Genomic DNA, 23,205 nt, shown 5'->3' on the forward strand with positions numbered 1-23,205 from the left:
GCCCGCGCTCCACGCCCTTAGCCTAGCCGCCCTTGCGGCTGTCCTCTGCGGCGCGCACCACTTCGTCGGGCCAGGTCACTTGCGTCTGAGTCTGCGGATTGAAGAGATCGCCTTCATAGGTCGCAGCCTCGGCGGCGGCGATTTCCTCTGCGGTCAAGAATTCGCTCGGTTCGAGGGCAAACACATCCAGTCCGCGCGCGATCTCGGTGGCGTAGATGCGGCCGTTGTACCAATAGGCGGACCAATAGCCGCCGGTAATCAACTGGTCCTCATCCACCGGACCGCGGTCGAAATAGGCGATTTCGAAGGGGTTGGTGGCGTCGGTGAAGTCGATCACCGAAATGCCGCCTTGGTACCACGCCTGCACGAAGATATCGCGCCCCGGTACGGGAATGATCGAGCCGTTGTGCGCGACGCAGTTCTCCTTGTCGCCCTGCGGTGCCGGCAGCTTGTACATGCCGCGGTATTCGAGCTTGCCGTCCTCGATGGCGTAGAACGCATCCGCCCCCCAGTTCGTGGGATCGCCCGCCTGGCAGCGCGGACGTCCGCCCCCGCCCCATTCGTCGGTGAAGAGCACCTTGGTGCCGTCGTTGTTGAAGGTGGCCGAGTGCCAATAGGCGAATCCCTTGTCGGTCACATCATCGATGCGGGTGGGCTTCAGCGGATCGGAAATGTCGAGGATGATCCCGTTGCCCGAACAGGCGCCTGCGGCAAGGTTCTTCGCCGGGAAAACAGTGATGTCGTGGCACATATTGGTGATGTAGGTGTCCTGCGTACCATCGCCGTGATTGCCGCCCTTCCACAGGCCTGCGATCTGGCCGTCGGCGGCAAAGATGCGCGGGCTGTCGATGATGCGCGCAGCGGCCGGATTGGCGACCGGCACTTCGATCACGTCGATGCTGAACAGCGCGGTCTCGTCGCCGGCGCTGTCGAAGCAGCCTTCCAGCTCCTCATTGTCGCGCACATAGCTCGTACCCGAATTGTAGAGGATGATGCGGTCGGCATCGGCGCTGACGATCGAATGCGTGTGGCTGCCACGGCAGGTCTGGACCTGACCGACCTGGCGCGGGCGGGTGATGTCCGAAATGTCGAAGATGCGCACTCCGCGGAAGCGCTCGGCGTTGACCTTGCCGGCCACGCCTTGAAGTCCGCAGTCGACGCGCGCGCGGCTGTCCTGCACGCTCATCACCAGCAGGTCGCCGACAATCGAGACGTCACCCTGCCCGCCGGGGCAGACGGTTGAGCTGACCAGCGTGGGCACGCCATCCTCGCCGAGGCGATAGGCGTTGAAGCCGTGGTAGCTGCCGGCAACCATCAGGTCGCCAGAGAAGGCGATATCCGTGTTGGCGAAGTCGAGCAGCGAACCGCGCTTGCCGAACTGGGGCTCGTCCTCTTCCTCGTCATCGCGCGTGGCGGCTTTGGCCTTCTCGGCGTCGCTCTCCTCCTCGTCCTTTTCGATCAGCGGCTGGAGCTGGGCAGGATTTTCCGGGTCGAAGAAGCCAGCAGGCTTGGGCTGCGCGACAACGAGGCGCAGGTTCGAAATCGCCTCGCCCGCATCGCGGAAACCGGCGGCCAACGTGGCGCGGGGATCGGTCGACAGCGAGGCGAGGACCGCGTTCATTCGGTCGATTTCGGCCTGCTGGTCGCTCACGACCTCGTTGGTGAATTCGAACATCACCGGATCGTAAGCGCTACCCGGGGACTCGTGCAGGTCCTTGACCATTTCGAGCGCGCCCTGGTGGTGGGCCACCATCCGCATCAGAAAGAGGCGATCGAACTCTGTGCCGTTGGCGGCGGCCAGCGCGGCCATCTGGTCCGGCGTGGCCATGCCCTTCATCGCGCCATGGCCATGCGCGCCGTGCTGCATGGAGTGCGGCATGGCGACCGGCTCGCTGCGCGCCTCGAGCCATTCGCGCATGAATTTCATCTCGTCCTTCTGCCCGGCCTCGATCCGGTCGGCCGTCTTCAGGATCGCGTCGTTATTGGTGCGCGCCTTGACCAACTGCGCCATGTCGACCGCCTGCTGGTGGTGGACGATCATGCCTTGCATGAAGTGCACGTCGGCTGGCGAATAGCGCGTGTCCGACAGCTTGATCGCTTCGGCTTCCCCGATGACGCGCGGCGCTTCGCCGGGCGCGCCGGGAAGGACGATCGACACTTCCTGGGCAAGCGCCAGGGTGGAAGTGCTCAGCAGGAGGCCGCCGGCTGCGACGCGAAGAAGTGAATGCATGATGTAAGTCCCCAAGATTGAAACGCGAATGAGGCAAATGCGCCGGGCTTGGTCAAGCCGAACTTCTGCCAACGACATGGGAGCGGGGTCTAAAGAGAGCCGTAGCGCCCTTTTCGCGGCCCCAGATAGCCGAACAGATACGCGCCGACCTTGCGCATCTGGATCTCCTCCGCACCCTCGGTAATCCGGTAGCGGCGGTGGTGGCGATAGATGTGCTCGAACGGCTTGTGCCGCGAATAGCCGATGCCGCCATGCACCTGCATCGCGCGGTCGGCGGCCTCGCACACCAGCCGGTTCGCCCAGTAATTGCACATGGAAACCTTGTCGGAGAGCGTCTTTTCGATCTCCTCATGCGGCATGCTGTCCATCTCCCACGCCGTCTTGTAGATCAGCAGGCGCAGCATCTCGCACTGGGTGGCGAGCTCGACCAGCGGGAACTGTATCGCCTGGTTCTGCGCGAGTTCCTCGCCAAAAGGCTTGCGGGTCCGGGCGTATCGGACGCTTTCCTCAACGCAATAGGTCGCCGCGCCGAGACTGCTCGCCGCCTGCCTAATGCGGTTCTGGTGGACGAAGCTCTGCGCCAGCGCGAGGCCGAGGCCTTCCTTCCCGAGCATCGCGCTTTCCGGCACCCAGACATCCTTCACCGACAGGCGAGGATGATCGGTGGGCATGTTGAAGGTCCACATCCACTCCTCGATCTCCAACCCCTCGGTCGGGTTGGGCACGAGCAGGCAGGTGATGCCACGCGCGTCGCCCGCTTCGCCGCTGGTGCGGCAGAACATGGCGCAATGGGTGGCGACGTGCATGCCGGTGATCCACATCTTCTCGCCATTGATCCGCCAGCCATCCACGCCATCGCAGGTTTCGCGCACGGCGGTTGTTTCCATGTGGGTTGCGTCCGAGCCATGGTCGGGCTCGGTCAGACCGAAGGCGACGCGACGGCTGCCCTCGAAGCCGCCGAGAATGAATTCCTGCTTCTGATCCTCGGTCCCCCACGCCTCGAACATGGCGACGAAGGGAAAATTGCCGACAATCGAATGCTCGTTCTGGAGGTCGTTGTGGAGACCCAGCCCGCGCTGCGCGAACCGATCGCGGATCACCGCCATCCAGAGGTTCGAGCCATCCTTCCCGCCGTATTTTTTCGGCACGGAAAAGCGCCAGTGTCCTGCCTCGTCCGCGACCTCGCGCGCCTGTCGCAGAAGGTTTTCCCACTCATGGTTCGGAAGTCCGCCCCGCTCCCAATCGGTCCGCGCGTTTTCGCGGCGGTGGTCGAAGAAACGGATGTTGTCATCCTTCGCGACCAACGGCTCGATCTCGGCCTCGATGAAGGAGACGAGTCCGGCGTAATAGTCCTCGAGGTCTTGCGGGATGGTGAAGTCCATCAGTTTTGCACCTTCGGGATTGTCCATCTATCGAGCGCGACCTGAAGCGAGGGATATTTGGGCGAGTCGACGGTAACCTTCTCAAGCGCTGCCTGACGGAGCCTGCCGATCACACCGTGCTGGTCGAGCCGCTTTGCTCCCGATATTATGTCTTGCGCCATTCGTTTGTTCGCATGGAGATGGGGCAGATAGCGGTCATCCCTGATGGCAATGCCCAAGGCGTTTATGGCTACGGCAAGCTGGAACCGGTCATGCCCTTCGACACGGTCTTTCATGGATGCAAGCCACTCCGAAACAGCGATAAGGATTTCCTCCATCGACGCGTCGCCAGTGTCTTCGTCCGGTCGCGGTTGCGGTTCCCATAGCTGTCGCACAGTGCAGTCTGTAGGAGCATCCTCTTCGAGAAGCAGCAGCAGGTCCACTTCCTGCTCACTCGTCCGCCGTGAAATCACGACCCGCTCGAGCATCCGGTCCTGACCTTCGCGCCAGACCCTCGCGTTCTTCAGGCAACCCAGCGCCCACCACACGGTGCGGTAGATCGTCCAGAAGCTAAAGCGCGCCGGATCGACCGTCCTACCGCCCGCCGCCTCATAGGCCGTGAAATAGTTCTCCAGCGAACCAAGCCCGAGCGCGGGGCGATCATATGCCCCGAAGCGCCAGACCGGCATGCAGCCGAAAGCCAGATCCTCGTGCCAGTCGCCGAAATGCGCCAGCTCCCAATCGAGCACGCCGGTGAGGTGCGAATCTTCGGCGAGCAGGTTGCCGAGGCGAAAATCGCCATGGTTGAGCACAGGCTCCACCGGCTCCGGCAGATTGTCCAGCAGCCAGCGCAGGCCCAGCGCGATGATGGGGCGATCGCCGCCCGCCTCCTCGAACTGCTCGCGCAGCTTCTCGACGCCCTCGCGGTAGTCGAGCATCGGAACATCGGCGGCCAAAGCGGCAGGCGCTAGCGAATGGATCCGGGCAAGGTCGCGTGCGGCCTCCGCAAGTATGACCTCCGGTTGCTCCATTGCCAGAATGGCGCGCGGATCGGGCGTCCCCGGTAGCGCGCGCATCACGAAGCCGCTGCCGATCCCGTCGCTCTCATCCAGTTCCACCACCACTTCCGGCGCGGTCACTCCGGCGTCGCGCGCGGCGCGGATCAGGGCCGCCTCGCTATCGTGACCGAAGGGGCGTTCCTCCATGAAGGCGAGGCTCGGCGCACGGCGCAGGACATAGGCCATGCCCTCTGCCTCGAAGCGCCAGCTTTCCATGGTTGCGCCGCCCGTCAGTCGTTGCAGTTCGGCGGGCGCACCGATCCCGGCGCGGCGAAGCGCGCGCGTCAGTCCTTCGTGCAGCAGGCTCTCGCCCTCGCTCTCTCCCATAGGCACTTTGTGGCGCAGAGCGGGAATGGCCACAAGCCCGGACCTCAAAGCGCGCTCGCCCGTTGGCCTAGTGAACCCCAACGAATTCAGGAGACAATCCCCATGAAGCTGCCGCACAAGGCCCACGTAGCCATCGTCGATGGCGAACATTTCACTGTCATGCAGAACAGCGGCCAGCCCTTCGAGCCCAAGCTCGGGGGCGCGCAGAAGCCCGACCTTAGCGCGACCAATTTCAGCGCCGGGGTGAAGCACCAGGACGATGTGGGCCAACGAACCGGCGCGACCGATCTCAACGAGCTGGCGCATGGCGCAGCCGCCGCCGAATGGCTCAACGCCAAGGCTATCTCGGGCGAGATCACCGATGTGCTGGTGATTGCCGATCCCAAGACGCTTGGCGAGATGCGTCGTCACTATCACTCGGAGCTGGAAAAGCGCCTCGTGGGCGAGATCGACAAGACGGTGACGGGCGAAACCACTGCGCGCATCGAAAAGGTCATATCCGCGGCCTGAGAGCTTTATGGAAATTTCCTTGCGCGGAAATAGTCCGCCGCATGCGCGACACAATTCGTGGTTATCACACTTGCGCAGGATTCAGAACCTGCGTTAAGGTTTTGATAACCACGAATTCGCTATTGAGAGGGCCATGCGGATCACAACACTCGGGAGATTGCTGGCAGCGGGCGCCTTGGCGCTGGGCCTGCCGGCACAGGCGCAGACAACCGGTCAGACCGCAAGGACGGCCTATTCCGCCCAGTTCGACCAGATACTGGGCACGGAAGTCCGCGCGCCGCAGGATTTCCGAGCCACTTACGATACCGGTCTCGAACGCACCGTTGCCCAGCTGGCGGACGGTTCGCGTGGCCGCATCGGCGTTTACGCGCTCGACCTGACGACCGGTCAGGAAGTCGGCGTCCTGGCCGACCAGCGCTTCCCCATGGCTAGCACCAGCAAGGTGGCGATTGCCGCCGTGTATCTTGCCGGTGTCGACGCCGGGAAATGGACTCTGACCAGCGAATGGCGCCTGCCGCGCCCGGGCGGGGCCTATCTCTCCGCGCAACAGCATATCGATCTGATGATCAGCAAGAGCTGCAACGCCTGCACCGACGCTATGCTGAACGCTGTCGGCGGACCGGCTGCGGTCAACGCCTGGATGCGCCAGGCCGGGATTACCGAATTCCAGCTCAATCGCGACATCGCCACGCTTATTCGCGAGGACGGACGGATTGACCCCGCCTCGAGCGTGGACCTGCGCGACAGTGCAACGCCGCGGGCCATGGGCCAGCTGCTCGCCGGCATTTATCAGGGCAAGTGGCTCAGCCCCTCGTCCCGCGCCGTGATCATGAACGCCATGCGCGCGACGACCACGGGCAAGAAGCGCATGCGCTCGGCCCTGCCGGTCAGCGCGGGGCTCGCTCACAAGACCGGAACGCTCAGCCGCACGGCAAGCGATATCGGTATCTTCCACACGCCCGATGGTCGCGCCGTCGCCGTGGCAATCTATGTCACCGGCCAGAGCTCCTCCATGGCCGCCGAAAACGGCAGCCGCGGGCTCAAGCTGCAGGCGCGCCAGATGCGCGATGCGCGGATTTCGACCATTGCCGGGGCCCTTTATCGCGGCTTCGCCTCACAGGGTGACGATGGCCGCGTTTGGGCCGACGCCGACTACGGCGGTTAAGTCCCCACACCGATCTGCATCACGCAAAGAGAAAGGGCGGAGCCTCGCGGCTCCGCCCTTCCTTGTTCGAAACGGTAAACCGTTCGCGAAACGAAGTCCGAATTAGTCGGCTTCTGCTTCTGCGGTGGTTTCGCCCTGAACTTCAGCTTCAACTTCAGCAGCTTCAGCGTCGACTTCAGCAGCAGCGTCTTCAGCGCCGGCTTCGATGGCTTCAGCGTTTGCTTCGGTGTCAGCAGCAGCCGATTCCATGGTGTCTTCAGCTGCGTCTTCGGTTGCTTCCGAGCAAGCTGCGAGCGAGAGAGCGGCGGCCGAAGCGGCGGCGACGAGTGCGATCTTGCGCATAATATGTAATCCTTAATCAGCGAGTTCTGGTGCGAAGGAAAAGGGAACCCATCCCCTCGCGCAAGGTCCGGCAATTCGGGCCTTACAATGTCTAAATAGTGGCCGGATTGTGGCGTAGCAAGCGCTTTCGCCACATTTCGCCATCATCTTGCCTCAATTCGACGCAATTCCGCGCTTTTCCAGCCCACATTTTTCCTGCCCTTATTCCTCCCCAAGCGCTCGACTCGCTGCTAACGCCTTGCCGATGGCCGACAAGCAGCACCTCTATCTCGTCGATGGTTCCGCCTATATCTTCAGGGCTTACCACCGCCTGCCGCCGCTGACAGATCCCGAAGGCACGCCGGTCGGCGCGGTCTACGGCTATACGACCATGCTGTGGAAGCTGGCCGACGATCTCGACAAGGCCGACGGCCCGACGCACCTCGCCGTGGTGCTCGACAAGTCGAGCCACTCCTTCCGCAACGAGATTTACGACCAGTACAAGGCGAACCGCCCCGATCCGCCGGAAGACCTGGTGCCGCAATTCCCGCTGATTCGCGACGCCACCCGCGCCTTCAGCCTGCCGCTGGTCGAAGAGCCCGATGTCGAGGCGGACGACATGATCGCCTCTTACGCCCGCGCCGCGCAGGCCGAAGGCTGGGATGTCACCATCGTCTCCTCGGACAAGGACCTCATGCAGCTCGTCGGCGAGAAAGATGGCGCGCGGATCGACATGCTCGACACGATGAAAAGCGCGCGCATCTATATCGAGGAAGTGGAGGAGAAATTCGGTGTGCCGCCCGAGAAGGTCGGCGATGTGCTCGCGCTGATGGGCGATTCGGTCGACAATATTCCCGGCATCTTCGGCGTCGGCCCCAAGACGGCGAGCAAGCTGATCGCCGAACATGGCGACCTCACCGCCGCGCTCGACGCGGCCGAGGAGATGAAGAAGAGCAAGCTCAAGGAGCGCCTGATCGAGCATCGCGAGGATGCGGAACTCAGCCGCGTGCTCGTGACGCTGAAGGAGGACTGCCCCCTCCCCATCGCCATCGACGACATGAAACTCAACGGCGTGCCGAGCGAGCCGCTTGCCGCCTTCCTCGAAAAGCACGGCTTCACCAGCCTTCTCCGGCGGCTCGAAACCGGCAGTGGCAGCCCCAACCGGGCGACCGATCTCAACCCGCCCAAGCAGGAAACCAAGGGCGCGGAGGCCGAGGCCGGCGGCAACAGCCAGCCGCTGCCCGAATTGCCCGCAATCGACCGCTCCGCCTACGAATGCGTGCAGTCGATGGAGCGTCTCACCCACTGGATCGAGCGGGCCGGAGCCGCGCGGCTGGTTGCGGTCGACACCGAGACCGACAGTCTCGATTCGATCCGGGCCGAGCTGGTGGGCGTGAGCCTCGCTCCCGGCCCGAACGAAGCCTGTTACATTCCGCTCGGCCATGGCGGCAGCGACATGTTCGCTGAGAAGCCCGAACAGATCGGCAAGGCCGAAGCCCTCGCCGCGCTGAAACCGCTGCTGGAAGACGACGCAGTGCTCAAGGTCTTCCAGAACGGAAAATACGACCTCAACGTGCTCGCGCGCGAGGGCATCGCGGTTGCGCCCATCGACGACACGATGATCATCAGCTTCGCGCTCGACGCCGGGCGCAGCGAGAGCGGTATCGGCGGCGGCCACGGCATGGACGAGCTTGCCGAACGCCATCTCGGCCACACCTGCATCAGCTTCAAGGAACTGTGCGGTACGGGCAAGAAAGCGATCCCCTTCGCCGAGGTCCCGCTCGACAAGGCAACCGAATACGCCGCAGAGGATGCCGATGTCACCTGGCGCCTCCATGCGATGCTGAAGCGTCGCCTGCCGGTGGAAGGCGGTACGAAAATCTACGAACGCGTGGACCGCCCCCTGGTCCCGGTCGTCGCCGGGATGGAGCGCCACGGCATCAAGGTCGACCGCGCGCGCCTCGCCAAGCTTTCGGAGGAATTTGCCACCGAAACCAAGCGGCTCGAAGGCGAGATCCACGAGATCGCCGGGCAGGAGTTCACCGTCGGCAGCCCCAAGCAGCTCGGCGAAATCCTGTTCGACAAGCTCGGCTTCAAGGGCGGCAAGAAGGGCAAGAGCGGCCAGTATTCGACCGACCAGTCGGTGCTGGAGAAACTGTCGGGCGATGGCGCGGAAATTGCCGACAAGGTGCTCGAATGGCGCCAGCTGGCCAAGTTGAAGTCCACCTATACCGACGCGCTGCAGGAAGCGATCAATCCCGAGACGGGTCGCGTCCACACAAGCTACAGCCTCGTCGGCGCGCAGACCGGGCGCCTGTCCTCGACCGATCCGAACCTGCAGAACATCCCGATCCGCACCGAGATCGGGCGCCAGATCCGCGACGCTTTCGTAGCCGAGGACGGCCATGTCCTGCTCGCGGCTGACTATTCGCAGATCGAGTTGCGGCTGGCCGCGCACATGGCGGACGTCGCCCCGCTCAAGGAAGCTTTCGCGGAAGGCGAGGACATCCACGCCCGCACCGCGACCGAGATGTTCGGCGAAGTTACCCGCGACACCCGCGCGCGCGCCAAGACGATCAATTTCGCCATCCTCTACGGCATTTCCCGCTGGGGCCTCGCAGGCCGGCTTGGTGTCGAAGCCGACGAGGCGCAGGCGATGATCGACACCTATTTCCAGCGCTTCCCCGGGATCCAGAAATACATCCTCCACACGCTCGAAAGCGTGCGGGAGAAGGGCTATTCGGAGACGCTCTTCGGCCGGAAAACGTGGTTCCCGCGCATCAATTCCAAGAACCAGGCCGAACGGCAGGGCAGCGAGCGCGCAGCGATCAACGCGCCGATCCAGGGCACCAGCGCCGACATCATCAAGCGCGCCATGGTGCGGATGAACCCCGCGCTGGAAGAGGCAGGGCTCGGCCATGTCCGCATGCTGCTACAGGTGCATGACGAACTGGTGTTCGAACTTCCTGAAGCCGATGTCACAGCGGCGTCCGAGGCCATCGAACGCGTCATGGCGCAGGCCGCCGCGCCCGCGGTCGAGCTGGCCGTTCCGCTCGGCGTGGAAATCGGCACGGGCAAGAGCTGGGGAGCGGCGCATTGAGCCGGTTCACCGCGACCCTGCCGCGCTGGCCGAACGCCGTGCTGCTGCTCTTCATCAGCGGCGCGATGCTGGGGCTGATCTATCTCGTCTACCAGACGGTCGAGGCCGAGCGGCAAGAGCGTGAACAGGCCGCCTTCACCAGCGACGTGCTCGAACAGCTGGTCCGGGTTCACACCGCTGCGCTTAGCGGCGAGACGGGACAGCGTGGCTACCTCATCACGCTCGACCGACGCTACTTGCGCTCCTACCAGGAGGGTAGCGAGCAAATCGAGCCGGCGCTGGAACGCCTGCGGTCATTGCTGAGCGACAACGCCACGTCGCGGCAGGAGGAATTGCTCGACGAGATCGACGCGCTTTCGCGGGCGAAATTCGACGAGATGCAGTCCTCCGTGCTCCTCTTGGAAGATGGGCGCCTCCTCGATGCGCGGCGCCAAGTCCTAACCGACGAGGGGCAGGAAACCATGGAGCGCCTCAACCGCGCGATCGACGAGATGGAGGAGATCGAACGCCGTATCCTTGCCGACCAGCGCAGCGAAACCGCGCGGATCGAGGGGCGTGTTCTGCCCTTGCTGCTGGCTCTGATCACGCTCCTGCTGCTAGCCATCCTGATCGGATCGCGGCTAGTTTCTCGTGCGGCCAAGGCCGAAGCGGAAGCCGCGCAGGCTGCTGCCATCGGCGAAGCGCGCGACCGGGCCGACCTGCTCGCGAAGGAGCTTAACCACCGGGTGAAGAACCTGTTCGCGGTCGTGCTCGCCATCGTCCAGATGAGCGCGCGCGACAAGCCGGACGCGAAGCCCGTGACCGACGCCATCAGCGCCCGCATCCGCGCCCTGCTGACCGCGCATGAGGTAAGCCAGGGCGAACTCGACCGTGAGCTGGCCTCGCTGGAAGCGCTGATCGAGACCACGCTGGCCCCCTATCGTTCAGCCAAGCAGACTGCGCATGTCGAAGGGCCGGAAGTCCTGCTTCCCGCAAAGCGCATCACCCCGCTCGGCCTTGTCCTGCACGAGCTCACCACGAATGCGGTGAAATACGGCGCCTGGGCCAAGGGCGGTACGATCGATGTAACCTGGAGCGAACAGGATGGCATGGTAACGCTCGTCTGGCGCGAGAAAGGCATCACGCTCGATGGGGCGCCGGATCGCAAGGGTTTCGGCAGCCTGCTTATGGACAGCGCCGCCAGGCAATTCGGCGGCAGCGTGACACGCGATTTCACGGCCGAAGGCTTGGTGGTGACGATCGAGCTGCGGCAGAACAGCGCGCAAGGTGCCATTGCCAGCGCGATGCCAGCCGCCTAGTCCCCCGCACATGCTGGACCGCTACCGCCTCGAAAACTGGCCGATTTCGCAGGAAGGCTTCGTTCACACGATCATCGTGCTGGGCGGTTCCGTTCTGGCCGCCCTTGCCATCCACTGGGTGCTCTTTGCCATCCTGCGCAAGGTCACCGAGGCCTCCTCCAGCCTGATGGACGATGTGGTGGTGGAGAAGGTCCGCCGTCCCGTGCGCTGGGCGATGATCGCCTTCGCCATTTCCATCGCCGCCGAGAACGACGCGCTGGTCGGCAACGGCTGGGACGTTTTTGCCGACTTCCTGACCCCCGCCGTCATCGGCTGGGTGGCCTTCGCCACCGTGAAGGGCCTCGCCATCGGCTACGAGCGCCAGCTCGAGCTCGAAGGCGACGAGGTAGCCAAGCGCGGATACCGCACCCGTATCGCGATCCTTTCGCGCACGGCGCGTGTGGGAATCGCGATCGTCACTATCTCGCTTATCATGCTCAACATTCCCGGTGTGCGCGATGTCGGCACGACGATGCTGGCCTCCGCCGGTCTCGCCGCTCTGGCTGTCGGTGCAGCCGCGCAGCCGGCGCTCAAGTCGCTGATCGCAGGCCTCCAGATGGCGCTGACCCAGCCCTTGCGGATCGGTGATCTCGTCAAGGTCGACGGGCAGGCCGGGCGCGTGGAAGAAATCCGGATGAGCTTTGTCACCGTGCGTACATGGGACGAGCGGGTACTCGTGGTGCCCACCAGCCGCTTCCTCGACCAGAGTTTCGAGAACTGGTCGCGCGTGAGCGAGAAGCTGACCGGTCCGGTGATGCTCCATCTCGATCCCGTCGCCAAGATCGAGCCGATCCGCGAGGAATTCGAGCGGTTCGTGAAGGGTCACGCCTTGTGGGACGGGCGCAATCTCGCTCTATTGATGACCGAGGCCTATCCCGAAAGCATCGAGCTGCGCCTGTCGATGAGCGCCGACACCATCGGCGACCTCTTCACCCTGCGCTGCGACGTGCGCGAGCATATGCTGGCGTGGCTGCGCGAGAAACAGCCCGACGCCCTGATCCGCCACCGGCTCGAAGTCGAGGCGGCGAATCAGCGGGCGAAAGGCGGCTAATCAGCTCTCGGTGCTGCCGTGCTTGCGGTCGCGGGTCGGCTCCAGCATGCCTTCGTGAATGAAGCCGATGGGCTGCACCTCGGCGGCCCGCTTCTTCAGTTCGCCGCGCATTTTCTTGTACTCGGCTTCCATCTTGCTGGTGACCGTGGCGCGGCTGTCCTTGAGCGCTTCATCGAAGTCCGCCGCGGTGACGTTCTGCACATCGCCGCCTGCGCGCTTCAGTGCATTCAAACCGGCACGGCGCACCACGTCTTCCAGATCCGCGCCGGTGAAGCGTTCGGTCTTGCCGGCAATATCGGCAAGGCTCACATCTTCACCAAGCGGCATATTCGCCGTGTGGATGCCGAGAATCTGCTCGCGGCCCGGCTTGTCGGGCGTCCCGACATAGACCAGCTCGTCGAAGCGGCCCGGGCGTAGCAACGCGGGATCGACCAGCGTCGGCCGGTTGGTCGCCCCGATGACGACCACCGACTGCAGTTCTTCCAGCCCGTCCATCTCGGCGAGGATGGTATTGACCACCCGTCCCGTGACCTGCGGTTCGCCCTGCCCGCTGCCGCGCGCCGGAACGAGGCTGTCGATCTCGTCGATGAAGATCACGCAAGGCGCAACGGCTCGTGCGCGCTTGAACATCTTGGCGATCTGTTGCTCGCTTTCGCCATACCATTTGGAGAGCAGGTCCGAGCTCTTCATCGAAATGAAGTTAGCCTCCGCTTCCTTGGCCACGGCCTTGGCGAGCAGCGTCTTGCCTGTCCCCGGAGGACCATACAGCAGGAAACCCTTGGCCGGGCGGATGCCGAGGCGATGGAAGGCGTCGGCGTTCTTCATCGGAAGTTCGATGCCTTCCTTAAGCTTGTCGATCGCATCGCCGACACCGCCAATATTGTCCCAGCCGACATTGGGGACCTGGACCATGACTTCGCGCATGGCGCTGGGCTGGATGCGCTTGAGGGCCGAGAGGAAATCTTCGCGTCCGACATAAAGCTCGTCGAGGACCTCGGGTGGGATCGTCCGCTCGTCGAGATCGATCTTTGGCATGATGCGGCGGACCGCATCGATGGCCGCCTCACGCGCCAGCGCGGCGATATCCGCGCCGACGAAGCCATATGTGGCCTTGGCCAATTCGGTCAGGTCGACCTTGTCGCCCAGCGGCATTCCGCGCGTGTGAATACCGAGAATCTCGCGGCGTCCCTTTTCGTCCGGCACGCCGACCACAATCTCGCGGTCGAAGCGGCCCGGACGGCGCAGCGCCTCATCGATAGCGTCGGGGCGGTTGGTCGCCGCGATGACGACGAGATTGGACCGCGCTTCGAGGCCATCCATGAGTGTGAGCAACTGCGCGACGAGACGTTTCTCCGCCTCCCCCGGCACGCGGTCGCGCTTCGGGGCGATGGAATCGATCTCGTCGATGAAGATGATGGCAGGTGCGGCCTTTGTCGCCTGCTCGAACACTTCGCGCAGGGCCTTCTCGCTCTCGCCATAGCCCGAGCCCATGATTTCCGGGCCGTTGATGGTGAAGAACTCGGCATCGCTCTCGTTGGCGACGGCCTGCGCAAGGCGGGTCTTGCCGGTCCCCGGCGGTCCGTGCAGCAGCACGCCCTTGGGCGGATCGACACCGAGGCGGGTGAAAAGCTCGGGATAGCGCAGCGGCAGTTCGACCATTTCGCGGAGCGCCTGGATCGTGTCGTCGATGCCGCCGACATCGTCGTAATTGACGACGGCGCGCGCGTCGCGCGGGGGCTCGAATTCGGCGCGCAGTTCGACCTCGGTGTTCTCGTCGATATGGACGATGCCCTTGGGCGTGGTCGAGACGACCGAGAGGCGGATCTGCGTCAGCGCATAGGCCGGCGCGTTGAACATGCGGCGCACTTCGGGCGGCATGTTCTGGACGGGCTGCTGGCCGGTCGTCGCCACGAGGTCACCGGCCAGGAGCGGCTTGCCCGCGAAATTGCGCTTCAGCGCCTGCGACGGGCCTTGCAGCCGCATGTCGCGATTGGCGGGAGCGAAGACGACGCGGGTGGCGGGTCGCGATTCGGCGGCTTTCACGACCACATGCTCGCCCGAACCGACTTCGGCGTTGCCACGCTGGAGACCGTCGAGGCGGATGACCTCGATCGTCTGGTCCTCGTCATAGGCCGACATCGCGATCGCGACCGTGGCGCGCTTGCCGACGATCTCGACCGGATCGCCTTCGGTCACGCCGAGCGCCTGAAAGGCCGAGCGCGGCATGCGAACGATGCCCTGCCCGCTTTCTTCCTGCCGGGCGGCGGCCACCTGCAGCCTCACAGTCTTCTCGTCCACCGGGGCGGCAGTATTGGCATCGGCCATATGGGGTCAGCTCCCTCGCAACTCTTATCCGTTCGGTCCCGCAGATGGGGACAAGTGATAGAGATGCAATGAGCGAGGCCCGCGAGAGGTCCGCGCGAGAAAGCCTTTCGGGCAAGAAAAAAGCCCGGCTGGCGAACCAACCGGGCTAGAAAAGTCTTGGGAGAGGATGCCTGAAAGGCAGAGAGACATATGCTTGCCGAGACGTTTTTGTGCAAGTGCGAAAAGGACAAGGTTTGTTGCACAAAGCGCAACTCAGGCCGATAAACGCTTGATTAACTGTGCCGTAGCGCACGCGCTATTTCGCAGGTGCAGCACAGGAGCGGATGCGGCGCGGCTCTGCCTCGGTGCCGAGGAACGCGCGGTATTCGGTCTTTTCGAGCGAGAATTCGTTGGTGCAGGTGCCCTTTTCGATCGTGAGCACGAAGGGGCTGTCCCCCGGCACGGCCCCCTCCCTTGCGCGGAACACGACGGTTTCGCCGCCGCCACTTCGGGTCACGTCGATCACCCGGTAGCCGGGGTCGGCATAGCTCTGGCTGATCGCCATGCGGCTGCCGCGGTTTTCGAACTGGATGAAGGGTTCGCCGAAATTGGCCTTGAAGTCACCCGGCCGTGCCGCGCCCGTCAAATGGTCGCGGCGCTGCGTCTCCTGTTTTACCACCACAGGGTCGGCCTCCTTCGGCTCGGGCTGCGGCACCGGTTCCGGCTCGCACGCCGTGAGAAAGGGAAGGAAAACCAGCAGCAGGCTTGCGCGCATCATGCATCTCCTTGTTCCGGGGGTGACTTATCACAAACTGGGCGCTAGCAGCCAAGCCGTAACGGAGGTCCGATGAACAAGCTCTTTCCCGACGCCGCTGCCGCCCTCGACGGGTTGCTCCATGACGACATGCTGATTGCCAGCGGAGGCTTCGGCCTGTGCGGCATCCCCGAACGCCTGTTGGAGGCGATCCGGGAGAGCGGGGTTAAGGGCCTCACATTCGCCAGCAACAACGCCGGGATCGACAACGAAGGCATCGGCATGCTGCTGCGCACCCAGCAGGTGAAGAAGATGATCTCGTCCTATGTCGGCGAGAACAAGGAATTTGAACGCCAATTCCTCTCCGGTGAGCTGGAGGTGGAATTCTGCCCCCAGGGCACGCTGGCCGAACGCATGCGCGCCGGCGGCGCGGGCATTCCCGGTTTCTACACCAAGACCGGCGTCGGCACGCAGGTCGCCGAGGGCAAGGAAGTGAAAAATTTCGACGGGGAAGACTACATCCTCGAACGCGGCATCTTCGCCGATCTCGCCATCGTGAAGGCGTGGAAGGCCGACGAGACCGGCAACCTCGTCTTCCGCAAGACCGCGCGCAATTTCAACCTGCCCGCCGCCACCTGCGGCAAGGTCTGCGTCGTCGAGGTCGAGGAAATTGTCCCGACCGGCAGCCTCGATCCCGACTGCATACACCTCCCCGGTGTCTATGTGCAGCGCATGATCGTCGGCGCGCCTTACGACAAGAAGATCGAATTCGTGACCACGCGCGAGCGGGAGAGCGCATGATGTTTGGCAGGAAGAGGCCGATGGCCGGCGAAATCGACGTTTCGAACTACGACTTCCTGTCGAAGTCCCTCGAATTTGCGCGTCTGTGGGCCGGCCCAGACGCAGGCATGACCGCGATTATTGAACCGCGGCATCTGGGCGCAGACCCTTTCCTGTTTGGGATGGCGCTGGTCGATGCTGCGCGCCATGGAGCGAAGGCCTATGCCCATGCCGTGAATATCTCCGAAGAGGATGCGATGGCACGGATCTGGGAAGGCCTCGATGCCGAGCGTAGCAATCCGACCGACGACCCTCTCGCGATCGATCTTGGTGGGAGCGCGCCGTCATGAAGCGCCTTGCCCCTTTCGCCGCGCTTGCGCTTGCCGCATGCCATACCGTGCCCGCCCCTGAAGCGTCGATTGCACCGGGTCTCGATGCCGAAGCGCCCGACAGCATGCAGTGGCTTTATGGTTCGGGCGAAGCCGCCGGGGCCTCGATCCAGGCTTGGCGCAGCCTTGCCGATTACGCCGTCGCCCGCAGCCGCGAACGCCGCGTGCCGCAATCGGTCGCCATGGGAATGGGCGGAGCGGTGGCCGAGCCGCAGCTGTGCTCTGACGGTCAGACCATCAAGCCGCTGGCGGTCGTATTCGACGTCGACGAGACCGTCCTGCTCAACACAGGCTACGAATATTGGGTCGCCGCGACCGGCAAGAGCTATTCGCGCGAGACGTGGAAGCTGTGGGAAGAGACCGGCGCGAGCTACATTCGCCCCGTCCCCGGCGCAGTGACCGGCCTACGCCGCCTGCGCGAGGCGGGCATCACCCCGGTCTTCAACACCAACCGCCAGTATAGCCCCGAAGGCGCGGCCAAAGCGATCGCGGCCGCCGGTCTCGGCGAAGCGGTCCACCGCGAAACGCTGTTCCTGCGCGGGGACGACGGCGTGGACAGCAGCGACAAGGACGGACGCCGCGCCCTGATCGCCGAGCGCTATTGCGTGATCGCGCTGGCAGGCGACAATCTCGGCGATTTCGCCGATATCTTCAACGACGACGATTTGCCCGCATCCCAGCGCCGCGAACTGGCGGCGCGCGGCGATCTGGCGCAGCTCTGGGGCAACGGCTGGTTCGTCCTGCCCAACCCCGTCTACGGCGATTCGCTCAAGGGAACGGTGGGCGAAGTTTACCCCGAAGGCACCCGCTGGTCGCCCGAGACCGCTCCTTCCGCTGCGCCTGCAATCATGAACGAAGGCAACTGACATGACCGATACGAACGTCCGCACCGGCTGGGACCGCAACCAGATGGCCGCCCGCGCCGCGCAGGAGCTGGAAGACGGCTATTACGTCAATCTCGGCATCGGCATCCCGACGGTGGTCGCCAACCACATTCCCGAAGGCATGCACGTCACGCTCCAGAGCGAGAACGGCATGCTCGGCATCGGCCCCTTCCCCTATGAGGGCGAGGAAGACGCCGACCTGATCAACGCCGGCAAACAAACCATCAGCGAACTGGCCCACAGCGCCTATTTCGACAGCGCGGCGAGCTTTGCGATGATCCGCGGCGGGCATATCGACCTCACCGTGCTGGGCGCGATGGAAGTGGCCGAGAACGGCGACATCGCCAACTGGATGATCCCGGGCAAGATGATCAAGGGCATGGGCGGCGCGATGGACCTCGTCGCGGGCGTGAAGAAGATCATCGTGGTGATGGACCACACCGCCAAGGACGGCAGCGCCAAGTTCATCTCGGCCTGTACCCTGCCGCTGACCGGGCAAAACGTGGTCGACATGATCATCACCAACCTCGGCGTCTTCCGCCGCAAGGACCACGAGAGCCCATTCCAGCTCATCGAACTGGCGCCAGGTGTGAGCGAGCAGGACATCGCCGACAGCACGACCGCCAATTACGAGGTCGCGCTCGGCTGATCCGACCATGGCCGACTGGCTCGCAAACCCGCGCAACGAGAACAGCCCGCTGGCCGGACTGAAAGTGCTCGAACTCGCGCGCGTCCTGGCCGGACCATGGGCCGGGCAAATCCTCGCCGATCTGGGCGCGGACGTGATCAAGGTCGAAAGCCCCGAAGGCGACAACACGCGCATCTGGGGGCCGCCCTGGGTCGAGCATGGCGGCGAGACGACCAGCGCCTATTATCACGCCTGTAATCGCGGGAAGCGCGGCATCGTGGCCGATTTCCGTGAGGAGGCGGACCTTGCGCGCGTCGCAAAACTGGCCGCCGGGGCCGACGTGGTGCTCGAGAACTTCAAGCCTGGCGGATTGGCGAAATTCCGCCTCGACTACGAGACGCTCTCGAAGAGCAACCCAGCCCTCGTCTACTGCTCCATCACCGGCTTCGGACAGGACGGACCCCGCCGCGACGAACCCGGCTACGATTTCGTGGTTCAGGCGATGAGCGGCTTCATGGCTTTAACAGGCGAACCCGAAGGCGAGCCGATGAAAATGGGCGTCTCGATCAGCGACTTGTCCTGCGGGCTTTGGGCGGCCAACGCCGTGCAGGCCGCGCTGCTGATGCGCCATCGCACCGGCAAGGGGCAATGGATCGACATGAGCCTGCTCGACAGTTCGGTCGCCCTGCTCGCCAACCAGGCGATGAGTTACCTCGCGACCGGCGAGAACCCGCCACGTATGGGCAACGCCCATGCGCAGGTGAGCGCCTATGGCGTCTTCCCTACCAGCGATGGGCAGGTCGTGCTGGCCCCTGCCAACGACGCGCTGTTCCGCAAGCTCCTGACCGTTCTCGGCCGCGAGGACTTTCTTGCAGACGAACGCTACGCCACCAACGCCGCCCGCGTCGAGCGGCGGGACGAGGTCGACACGCTGATTGCCGAGGCCACCGCGCAATGGTCGCGCGAAGACCTGCTCGCCGCCTGCGCCACGGCGGGCATTCCTGCCGGTCCGATAAACGAGATCGATCAGGTTTTTGCCGACCCGCAAGTGCAGGCGCGCGGACTCAGGCTCGATCTCGACGGTATGCCGTCGGTGCGCAGCCCCTTCCGGTTCTCGGATGCGGATCTGGCGCTCGAGGCGCCCTCACCTGCAAAAGGGCAGCACGACTAAAAGCGGCGCAAAAGAAAAAGGGCGGCTCCGAGAGGCCGCCCTTTTCGTATCCGGAGAACTCCGGGTCAGCCAATCGCCGCCTTGAGATCGTCGACCAGGTCGGTGCGCTCCCAGGGGAAGGCATCGCCTTCGGCTTGGCGGCCGAAGTGACCGTAGGCCGCGCTCTTGCGGTAGATCGCCTTGTTGAGGCCGAGGTGTGTGCGGATGCCGCGCGGGGTCAGGCCGCCGAGCTTTTCGATACCCGCAATCGCGTTTTCCAGGCCCTCGTCCGTCACGCCGTCGGCGCAGGTGCCGTGCGTGTCGACATAGAGCGAAAGCGGCTTTGATACGCCGATCGCGTAGGACAGCTGGATCGTGCAACGCTTTGCGAGTCCGGCCGCGACGATGTTCTTAGCGAGATAACGCGTTATGTAAGCGGCCGAGCGGTCAACCTTGGTCGGGTCCTTGCCGCTGAACGCGCCGCCGCCATGAGGGGCAGCACCGCCATAGGTGTCGACGATGATCTTGCGACCGGTGAGGCCTGCGTCGCCATCGGGGCCGCCGATCTCGAAGGCGCCGGTCGGGTTGATGTGCCATTCGGTCTCGTCCGAAACCCAGCCTTCGGGCAGGATCTCGTTCACGACCTTCTTCACATAGGCCTTGAGTTCGGCTTCCTTCTCGCCCTCGTGATAGCCCTTGCCGTGCTGGGTCGAGACGACAATCGCGGTGCAGGCGACCGGCTTGCCGTTTTCATAGCGCAGTGACAGCTGGCTCTTGGCGTCGGGCTCGAGGAAGGGTGCGGTGCCATTCTTGCGATCGGCGGCGAGGCGTTCGAGGATCTTGTGCGAATAATCGAGCGTGGCCGGCATGAGGTCGGGCGTCTCGTCGCAGGCGAAGCCGAACATGATGCCCTGGTCGCCGGCGCCCTCGTCCTTGTTGCCGCTGGCATCGACGCCCTGCGCAATCTCAGCCGACTGGCCATGGAGGTGGTTTTCGAAGGTCAGCGTTTCCCAGTGGAAGCCGTCCTGCTCATAACCGATCTCGCGCACGGTGCGGCGCACGGCCTGCTCGATCTCTTCCTTGGCACCGGGAGCCCAGCCGCCATTTTCGCGCCAGTCTTCGTTGTTCTTGTCATACATCGGGGCGCAGCGGATTTCGCCCGAGAGGATGACGCGCTGCGTGGTCGTCATGGTTTCGCAAGCGACGCGCGATTCGGGATCCTTGGCCAGCATCAGGTCGACGATGGCGTCGCTGATCTGGTCGGAAACCTTATCGGGATGGCCTTCCGAGACGCTCTCGGAGGTGAACAAGTAATTGGTGCGCATGAAGACCCCAGTAAAAGATATAAAGATAGCTTTAAGTGTGGCGCATCTCGTAGCGGCGCGCGCGCCGACTTGCAACCAGCGATGCGCCTAGAAGCACTATCCCCCAGACAAGCGAAAGCCAGTGGCCGAGGCGCGCGAACAGCGTCGGCGCAGCCGCTGGCGGGACAAGCGTATCGATGCGGTCCGCCTGCGCGCGTCCAATGTGGTCGCGCACCACGCCGCGCGCATCGATGATCGCGCTGATGCCCGTGGTGGTGGAGCGCAGGACCGGCAGGCCCTCCTCGATCGCACGGAGACGCGCCTGCGCTAGATGCTGCGGCGGGCCCCAGGCGCCGAACCAGCCATCGTTGGAGGGGTTGAAGATATAGTCGGGGCGGTCGGACCGGTCGGCCACTTCGCCCGAGAAGACGATTTCGTAGCAGATCTGCATACCGGCCTTGCCGTGCGGGCCGAAGTCGATCGTCTGCGGGCCGGGGCCCGGTATGAAGTCGATGGAACCGGCCACAAGACGAGACAGGCCGAGCGGTTCGAGCAGCGCGCGCATCGGCAGATATTCGCCATAGGGAACCAGATGCGCCTTGGCGTAGCGTTGGCCCAGGTTGCCCTGCGGATCGATGGGCGTGACCGCGTTATAGGCGCCGACTGCCCTGCGGCGTCCGTCGACTTCGCCGATTTCCAGGTCGACCGCGCCAGTTAGCAGCAGGCCGCCCTCGCCGATCGTCTCCCCGATGCGCTGGCGGGCGAATACGGGATCGGCCCCGGCGGTCATTTGAATGTAGTAGCGCAGCGGATAGCCGTCGCGCAGATAGTCGGGCACACCGCTTTCGGGCCAGAGGACAAGGCGGCGGCTAACCTGCCGCTGCGGCACGCTGAGTTTTGCTATGCGCTGGAACTGCTCTTCGAACTTGCTTGGATCGTCGAGCTCTTCCTGCCGCAGGTTCGGCTGAACGAGCGTGACCGGAAGGAAGCCCTCCTCAGCCGGGCGCGACGGCACCAGCATAGCTGCGAGCACGGCGACGAGGCTCACTCCGAGCGGCAACCATCGCCGGGTCGCCACCATCCACGCCAGCAGCCCGCACAGCGCCACCGCCAGACCCGAGAGGGCGTAGGTGCCGAGCCACGGCAGTGCCAAGGCCAGCCCGGGCCGCTCCCAGTCGCCCAGCAGCATCAGCGAGAACGGACCCCAGGCGTAGCCGGTGAAGACCCAGCTGCGCAGCCATTCCGCCGCGATCCAGAACCCGCCTAGCGCCAGCGAAAACGCCGGGAGGCCGCGCCCTCGTGCGATCAGGAACGCGCCCAGCACCGCCAGCGCGGGCCAGACGGCGAGATAGAGCGAAAGCAGCGGAACCGCCGCCCAGCCGAGCGCGGCGGGCATCTCAGCCTGATAGGTAAAGGCGGTCGCGATCCAGTTGTTGGTTAGCGTGAAATGCGCGACGCCGAACAGCCAGCCGAGGAGGAAGACGCGTTTTGCGCTCTCCTGCCGGAAAGCGAGCCAGACGAAGGTCGCAATGGCGGCGAGACCCAGCGGCCAAAGGTGCAGGGGCTGGAAGCCGGTCGCCGAAGCGAGGCCGAGAAGCAGCGCGCTCCACTTCGGGTGGCGCTGCAGGAAGTCGGGGATACGATCCATCACCCCGCGCCTGTTAATTCAGCATGCGGGGATGGCAAGGAAAACAGGCAGGTGGAGCGCGATCAGCCGACCGCGCTCACATCCTCGCCTTCTTCGCTCTTGCGCTTGCGGCGCCGGGGAGCGGGCTTTTCCTCGTCGCCGCCGATGGCGGGCGGAAGGACGGCCACGTCGATTTCGCCTTCGTTGCCGGGAACGCCTTCTTCACCCTTCTTGGCCTTGCGCGGAGCGCGGCGCTTCTTGGGCGCCTCGTCCTCGCCGTCCTTGCGGGTGAAGGGGTTGTCGGCGCGCTCGAAATCGTCCGCGTCGTCCGCATCATCGGCCTTGCGGCGCGGCTTGCGGCCACGGCTTTCGTTCTGGCCCTGTTCGTCGTCGCGGCGACCGCGGGGGCGACGGTTCTTGCGATTGTCGTCGCCGTCCTCGTCACCGTCGTCATCGTCGGACTGGTTGCCGCGTTCGTCCTGGCGCTTGGCCTTGGCCTCGTCCTGACGCGCCTTGTTGTCGGCGATCACGCGGAAATAATGGTCGGCGAACTGCAGGTAATACTCGGCCTGCACGCGGTCGCCATTGTGCTGGGCGTCCTGCGCAAGCTTCTTGTACTTGTCGAGCAGCTGGGGGGCATTGCCGCGCGCACGGCTGTCGATCCGGTTGGCCGAATTGCCGCCGCCCTGGTTACGGTTGTTGTTGTTACGACCGCGGCGACGGTTGTTGCGATTGTTGTTCAAGGAATACTCGTCCTTTTCATGGCGCGGTACAGACCCTCGGCCTGCTTCTATTCCCGCGTTGTCCATCGAGCATGCCGCACCCTCTCGCAGCATGCGCGCTCCTGTCTGAGCATGGTATGCGTGAGCCGAAGCCGTGCACCAAAACTGCCATGTCGGAGCTTAGAACCGGCGGGTCGGAACAG

General features: G+C 64.3%; 19 protein-coding genes. 10 read left to right on the forward strand and 9 right to left on the reverse strand.

Features of this window, described 5'->3' with window-relative positions; all coding sequences use genetic code 11:
• Nucleotides 1-22: 22 nt before the first annotated feature.
• The 3 genes from K3148_RS04200 to K3148_RS04210 all read right to left on the reverse strand — a co-directional run bounded on the left by K3148_RS04200 (nucleotide 23) and on the right by K3148_RS04210 (nucleotide 5,009).
• A complete protein-coding gene (locus tag K3148_RS04200) occupies nucleotides 23-2,230 on the reverse strand; it encodes a DUF305 domain-containing protein (protein WP_221426067.1) in 2,208 nt (735 codons plus the stop codon).
• A gap of 89 nt (nucleotides 2,231-2,319) precedes the next feature.
• Nucleotides 2,320-3,612 carry an acyl-CoA dehydrogenase family protein gene (locus K3148_RS04205; protein ID WP_221426613.1) on the reverse strand — a complete coding sequence of 431 codons (1,293 nt, stop codon included), beginning with the start codon at nucleotides 3,610-3,612 and terminating at the stop codon, nucleotides 2,320-2,322.
• Nucleotides 3,612-5,009, reverse strand: coding sequence for a phosphotransferase (locus K3148_RS04210; RefSeq protein WP_345719538.1), 1,398 nt, complete (start codon nucleotides 5,007-5,009; stop codon nucleotides 3,612-3,614). The genes K3148_RS04205 and K3148_RS04210 overlap by 1 nt, the downstream gene beginning before the upstream one ends.
• 69 nt (nucleotides 5,010-5,078) lie before the next feature.
• Between K3148_RS04210 and K3148_RS04215 the strand changes: the two genes are divergently transcribed.
• Complete coding sequence (locus tag K3148_RS04215) at nucleotides 5,079-5,486, forward strand: baeRF12 domain-containing protein (protein WP_221426068.1); 408 nt, start codon at nucleotides 5,079-5,081, stop codon at nucleotides 5,484-5,486.
• 133 nt (nucleotides 5,487-5,619) lie between these two features.
• Nucleotides 5,620-6,651, forward strand: a complete 1,032-nt coding sequence (locus K3148_RS04220) for a serine hydrolase (RefSeq protein ID WP_221426069.1) — start codon at nucleotides 5,620-5,622, stop codon at nucleotides 6,649-6,651.
• Between the two features lie 102 nt (nucleotides 6,652-6,753).
• On the opposite strand, the gene K3148_RS04225 is transcribed toward K3148_RS04220, so the two are convergent.
• Entirely contained in the window at nucleotides 6,754-6,993 is a 240-nt protein-coding gene (locus K3148_RS04225) for a hypothetical protein (RefSeq protein WP_221426070.1), read from the reverse strand.
• Between the two features lie 244 nt (nucleotides 6,994-7,237).
• Between K3148_RS04225 and polA the strand changes: the two genes are divergently transcribed.
• The 3 genes from polA to K3148_RS04240 are packed head-to-tail and all read left to right on the forward strand — an operon-like array spanning nucleotide 7,238 to nucleotide 12,460.
• Nucleotides 7,238-10,072, forward strand: a complete 2,835-nt coding sequence (polA, locus tag K3148_RS04230) for a DNA polymerase I (protein WP_221426071.1) — start codon at nucleotides 7,238-7,240, stop codon at nucleotides 10,070-10,072.
• A complete protein-coding gene (locus K3148_RS04235) occupies nucleotides 10,069-11,370 on the forward strand; it encodes a sensor histidine kinase (protein WP_221426072.1) in 1,302 nt (433 codons plus the stop codon). Before polA ends, K3148_RS04235 begins: the two co-directional genes overlap by 4 nt.
• A gap of 10 nt (nucleotides 11,371-11,380) precedes the next feature.
• Nucleotides 11,381-12,460 (forward strand): mechanosensitive ion channel family protein, encoded by a 1,080-nt coding sequence (locus tag K3148_RS04240; RefSeq protein WP_221426073.1) that lies wholly within the window; start codon nucleotides 11,381-11,383, stop codon nucleotides 12,458-12,460.
• Here the strand turns inward: K3148_RS04240 and K3148_RS04245 are convergent, their stop codons facing one another.
• A complete protein-coding gene (locus tag K3148_RS04245; RefSeq protein WP_221426074.1) occupies nucleotides 12,461-14,785 on the reverse strand; it encodes a CDC48 family AAA ATPase in 2,325 nt (774 codons plus the stop codon). It abuts the gene before it with no gap.
• Between the two features lie 295 nt (nucleotides 14,786-15,080).
• Nucleotides 15,081-15,542, reverse strand: a complete 462-nt coding sequence (locus tag K3148_RS04250; protein ID WP_221426075.1) for a hypothetical protein — start codon at nucleotides 15,540-15,542, stop codon at nucleotides 15,081-15,083.
• A 69-nt stretch (nucleotides 15,543-15,611) separates the two neighbouring features.
• Here K3148_RS04250 and K3148_RS04255 point away from each other — a divergent pair, with 69 nt between their 5' ends.
• Genes K3148_RS04255 through K3148_RS04275 form a run of 5 tightly spaced genes read left to right on the forward strand, consistent with a single transcriptional unit; the run spans nucleotide 15,612 to nucleotide 19,370 of the window.
• Nucleotides 15,612-16,319, forward strand: a complete 708-nt coding sequence (locus tag K3148_RS04255; protein WP_221426076.1) for a CoA transferase subunit A — start codon at nucleotides 15,612-15,614, stop codon at nucleotides 16,317-16,319.
• 20 nt (nucleotides 16,320-16,339) lie between these two features.
• A complete protein-coding gene (locus tag K3148_RS04260; protein ID WP_221426077.1) occupies nucleotides 16,340-16,648 on the forward strand; it encodes a DUF5076 domain-containing protein in 309 nt (102 codons plus the stop codon).
• Nucleotides 16,645-17,553 carry a 5'-nucleotidase, lipoprotein e(P4) family gene (locus K3148_RS04265; protein ID WP_221426078.1) on the forward strand — a complete coding sequence of 303 codons (909 nt, stop codon included), beginning with the start codon at nucleotides 16,645-16,647 and terminating at the stop codon, nucleotides 17,551-17,553. Before K3148_RS04260 ends, K3148_RS04265 begins: the two co-directional genes overlap by 4 nt.
• A gap of 1 nt (nucleotide 17,554) precedes the next feature.
• Complete coding sequence (locus K3148_RS04270) at nucleotides 17,555-18,220, forward strand: 3-oxoacid CoA-transferase subunit B (RefSeq protein WP_221426079.1); 666 nt, start codon at nucleotides 17,555-17,557, stop codon at nucleotides 18,218-18,220.
• A gap of 7 nt (nucleotides 18,221-18,227) precedes the next feature.
• Nucleotides 18,228-19,370, forward strand: a complete 1,143-nt coding sequence (locus K3148_RS04275) for a CaiB/BaiF CoA transferase family protein (protein WP_221426080.1) — start codon at nucleotides 18,228-18,230, stop codon at nucleotides 19,368-19,370.
• A gap of 65 nt (nucleotides 19,371-19,435) precedes the next feature.
• On the opposite strand, the gene metK is transcribed toward K3148_RS04275, so the two are convergent.
• From metK to K3148_RS04290, 3 genes are all read right to left on the reverse strand, one after another.
• The gene (gene metK, locus K3148_RS04280; protein ID WP_221426081.1) at nucleotides 19,436-20,674 is read right to left on the reverse strand and encodes a methionine adenosyltransferase; all 1,239 of its coding nucleotides are present in this window, start codon (nucleotides 20,672-20,674) and stop codon (nucleotides 19,436-19,438) included.
• Between the two features lie 31 nt (nucleotides 20,675-20,705).
• Nucleotides 20,706-22,301 carry an apolipoprotein N-acyltransferase gene (lnt, locus tag K3148_RS04285; RefSeq protein WP_221426082.1) on the reverse strand — a complete coding sequence of 532 codons (1,596 nt, stop codon included), beginning with the start codon at nucleotides 22,299-22,301 and terminating at the stop codon, nucleotides 20,706-20,708.
• A 62-nt stretch (nucleotides 22,302-22,363) separates the two neighbouring features.
• A complete protein-coding gene (locus K3148_RS04290; protein WP_221426083.1) occupies nucleotides 22,364-23,023 on the reverse strand; it encodes a DUF4167 domain-containing protein in 660 nt (219 codons plus the stop codon).
• Nucleotides 23,024-23,205: the final 182 nt, after the last annotated feature.

The sequence above is a fragment of the Qipengyuania aurantiaca genome (genome assembly GCF_019711375.1).
Taxonomy (GTDB): domain Bacteria; phylum Pseudomonadota; class Alphaproteobacteria; order Sphingomonadales; family Sphingomonadaceae; genus Qipengyuania; species Qipengyuania aurantiaca.

What these genes read in the sequence shown, in the direction of transcription:
- K3148_RS04240 (WP_221426073.1), top strand. Translation starts at nt 11,381, where the DNA reads ATGCTGGACCGCTACCGCCTCGAAAACTGGCCGATTTCGCAGGAAGGC.
- K3148_RS04255 (WP_221426076.1), top strand. Translation starts at nt 15,612, where the DNA reads ATGAACAAGCTCTTTCCCGACGCCGCTGCCGCCCTCGACGGGTTGCTC.
- K3148_RS04245 (WP_221426074.1), bottom strand. Translation starts at nt 14,785, where the DNA reads ATGGCCGATGCCAATACTGCCGCCCCGGTGGACGAGAAGACTGTGAGG.
- K3148_RS04250 (WP_221426075.1), bottom strand. Translation starts at nt 15,542, where the DNA reads ATGATGCGCGCAAGCCTGCTGCTGGTTTTCCTTCCCTTTCTCACGGCG.
- K3148_RS04270 (WP_221426079.1), top strand. Translation starts at nt 17,555, where the DNA reads ATGACCGATACGAACGTCCGCACCGGCTGGGACCGCAACCAGATGGCC.
- K3148_RS04200 (WP_221426067.1), bottom strand. Translation starts at nt 2,230, where the DNA reads ATGCATTCACTTCTTCGCGTCGCAGCCGGCGGCCTCCTGCTGAGCACT.
- lnt (WP_221426082.1), bottom strand. Translation starts at nt 22,301, where the DNA reads ATGGATCGTATCCCCGACTTCCTGCAGCGCCACCCGAAGTGGAGCGCG.
- K3148_RS04225 (WP_221426070.1), bottom strand. Translation starts at nt 6,993, where the DNA reads ATGCGCAAGATCGCACTCGTCGCCGCCGCTTCGGCCGCCGCTCTCTCG.
- K3148_RS04265 (WP_221426078.1), top strand. Translation starts at nt 16,645, where the DNA reads ATGAAGCGCCTTGCCCCTTTCGCCGCGCTTGCGCTTGCCGCATGCCAT.
- K3148_RS04260 (WP_221426077.1), top strand. Translation starts at nt 16,340, where the DNA reads ATGGCCGGCGAAATCGACGTTTCGAACTACGACTTCCTGTCGAAGTCC.
- polA (WP_221426071.1), top strand. Translation starts at nt 7,238, where the DNA reads ATGGCCGACAAGCAGCACCTCTATCTCGTCGATGGTTCCGCCTATATC.
- metK (WP_221426081.1), bottom strand. Translation starts at nt 20,674, where the DNA reads ATGCGCACCAATTACTTGTTCACCTCCGAGAGCGTCTCGGAAGGCCAT.
- K3148_RS04275 (WP_221426080.1), top strand. Translation starts at nt 18,228, where the DNA reads ATGGCCGACTGGCTCGCAAACCCGCGCAACGAGAACAGCCCGCTGGCC.
- K3148_RS04220 (WP_221426069.1), top strand. Translation starts at nt 5,620, where the DNA reads ATGCGGATCACAACACTCGGGAGATTGCTGGCAGCGGGCGCCTTGGCG.
- K3148_RS04205 (WP_221426613.1), bottom strand. Translation starts at nt 3,612, where the DNA reads ATGGACTTCACCATCCCGCAAGACCTCGAGGACTATTACGCCGGACTC.
- K3148_RS04215 (WP_221426068.1), top strand. Translation starts at nt 5,079, where the DNA reads ATGAAGCTGCCGCACAAGGCCCACGTAGCCATCGTCGATGGCGAACAT.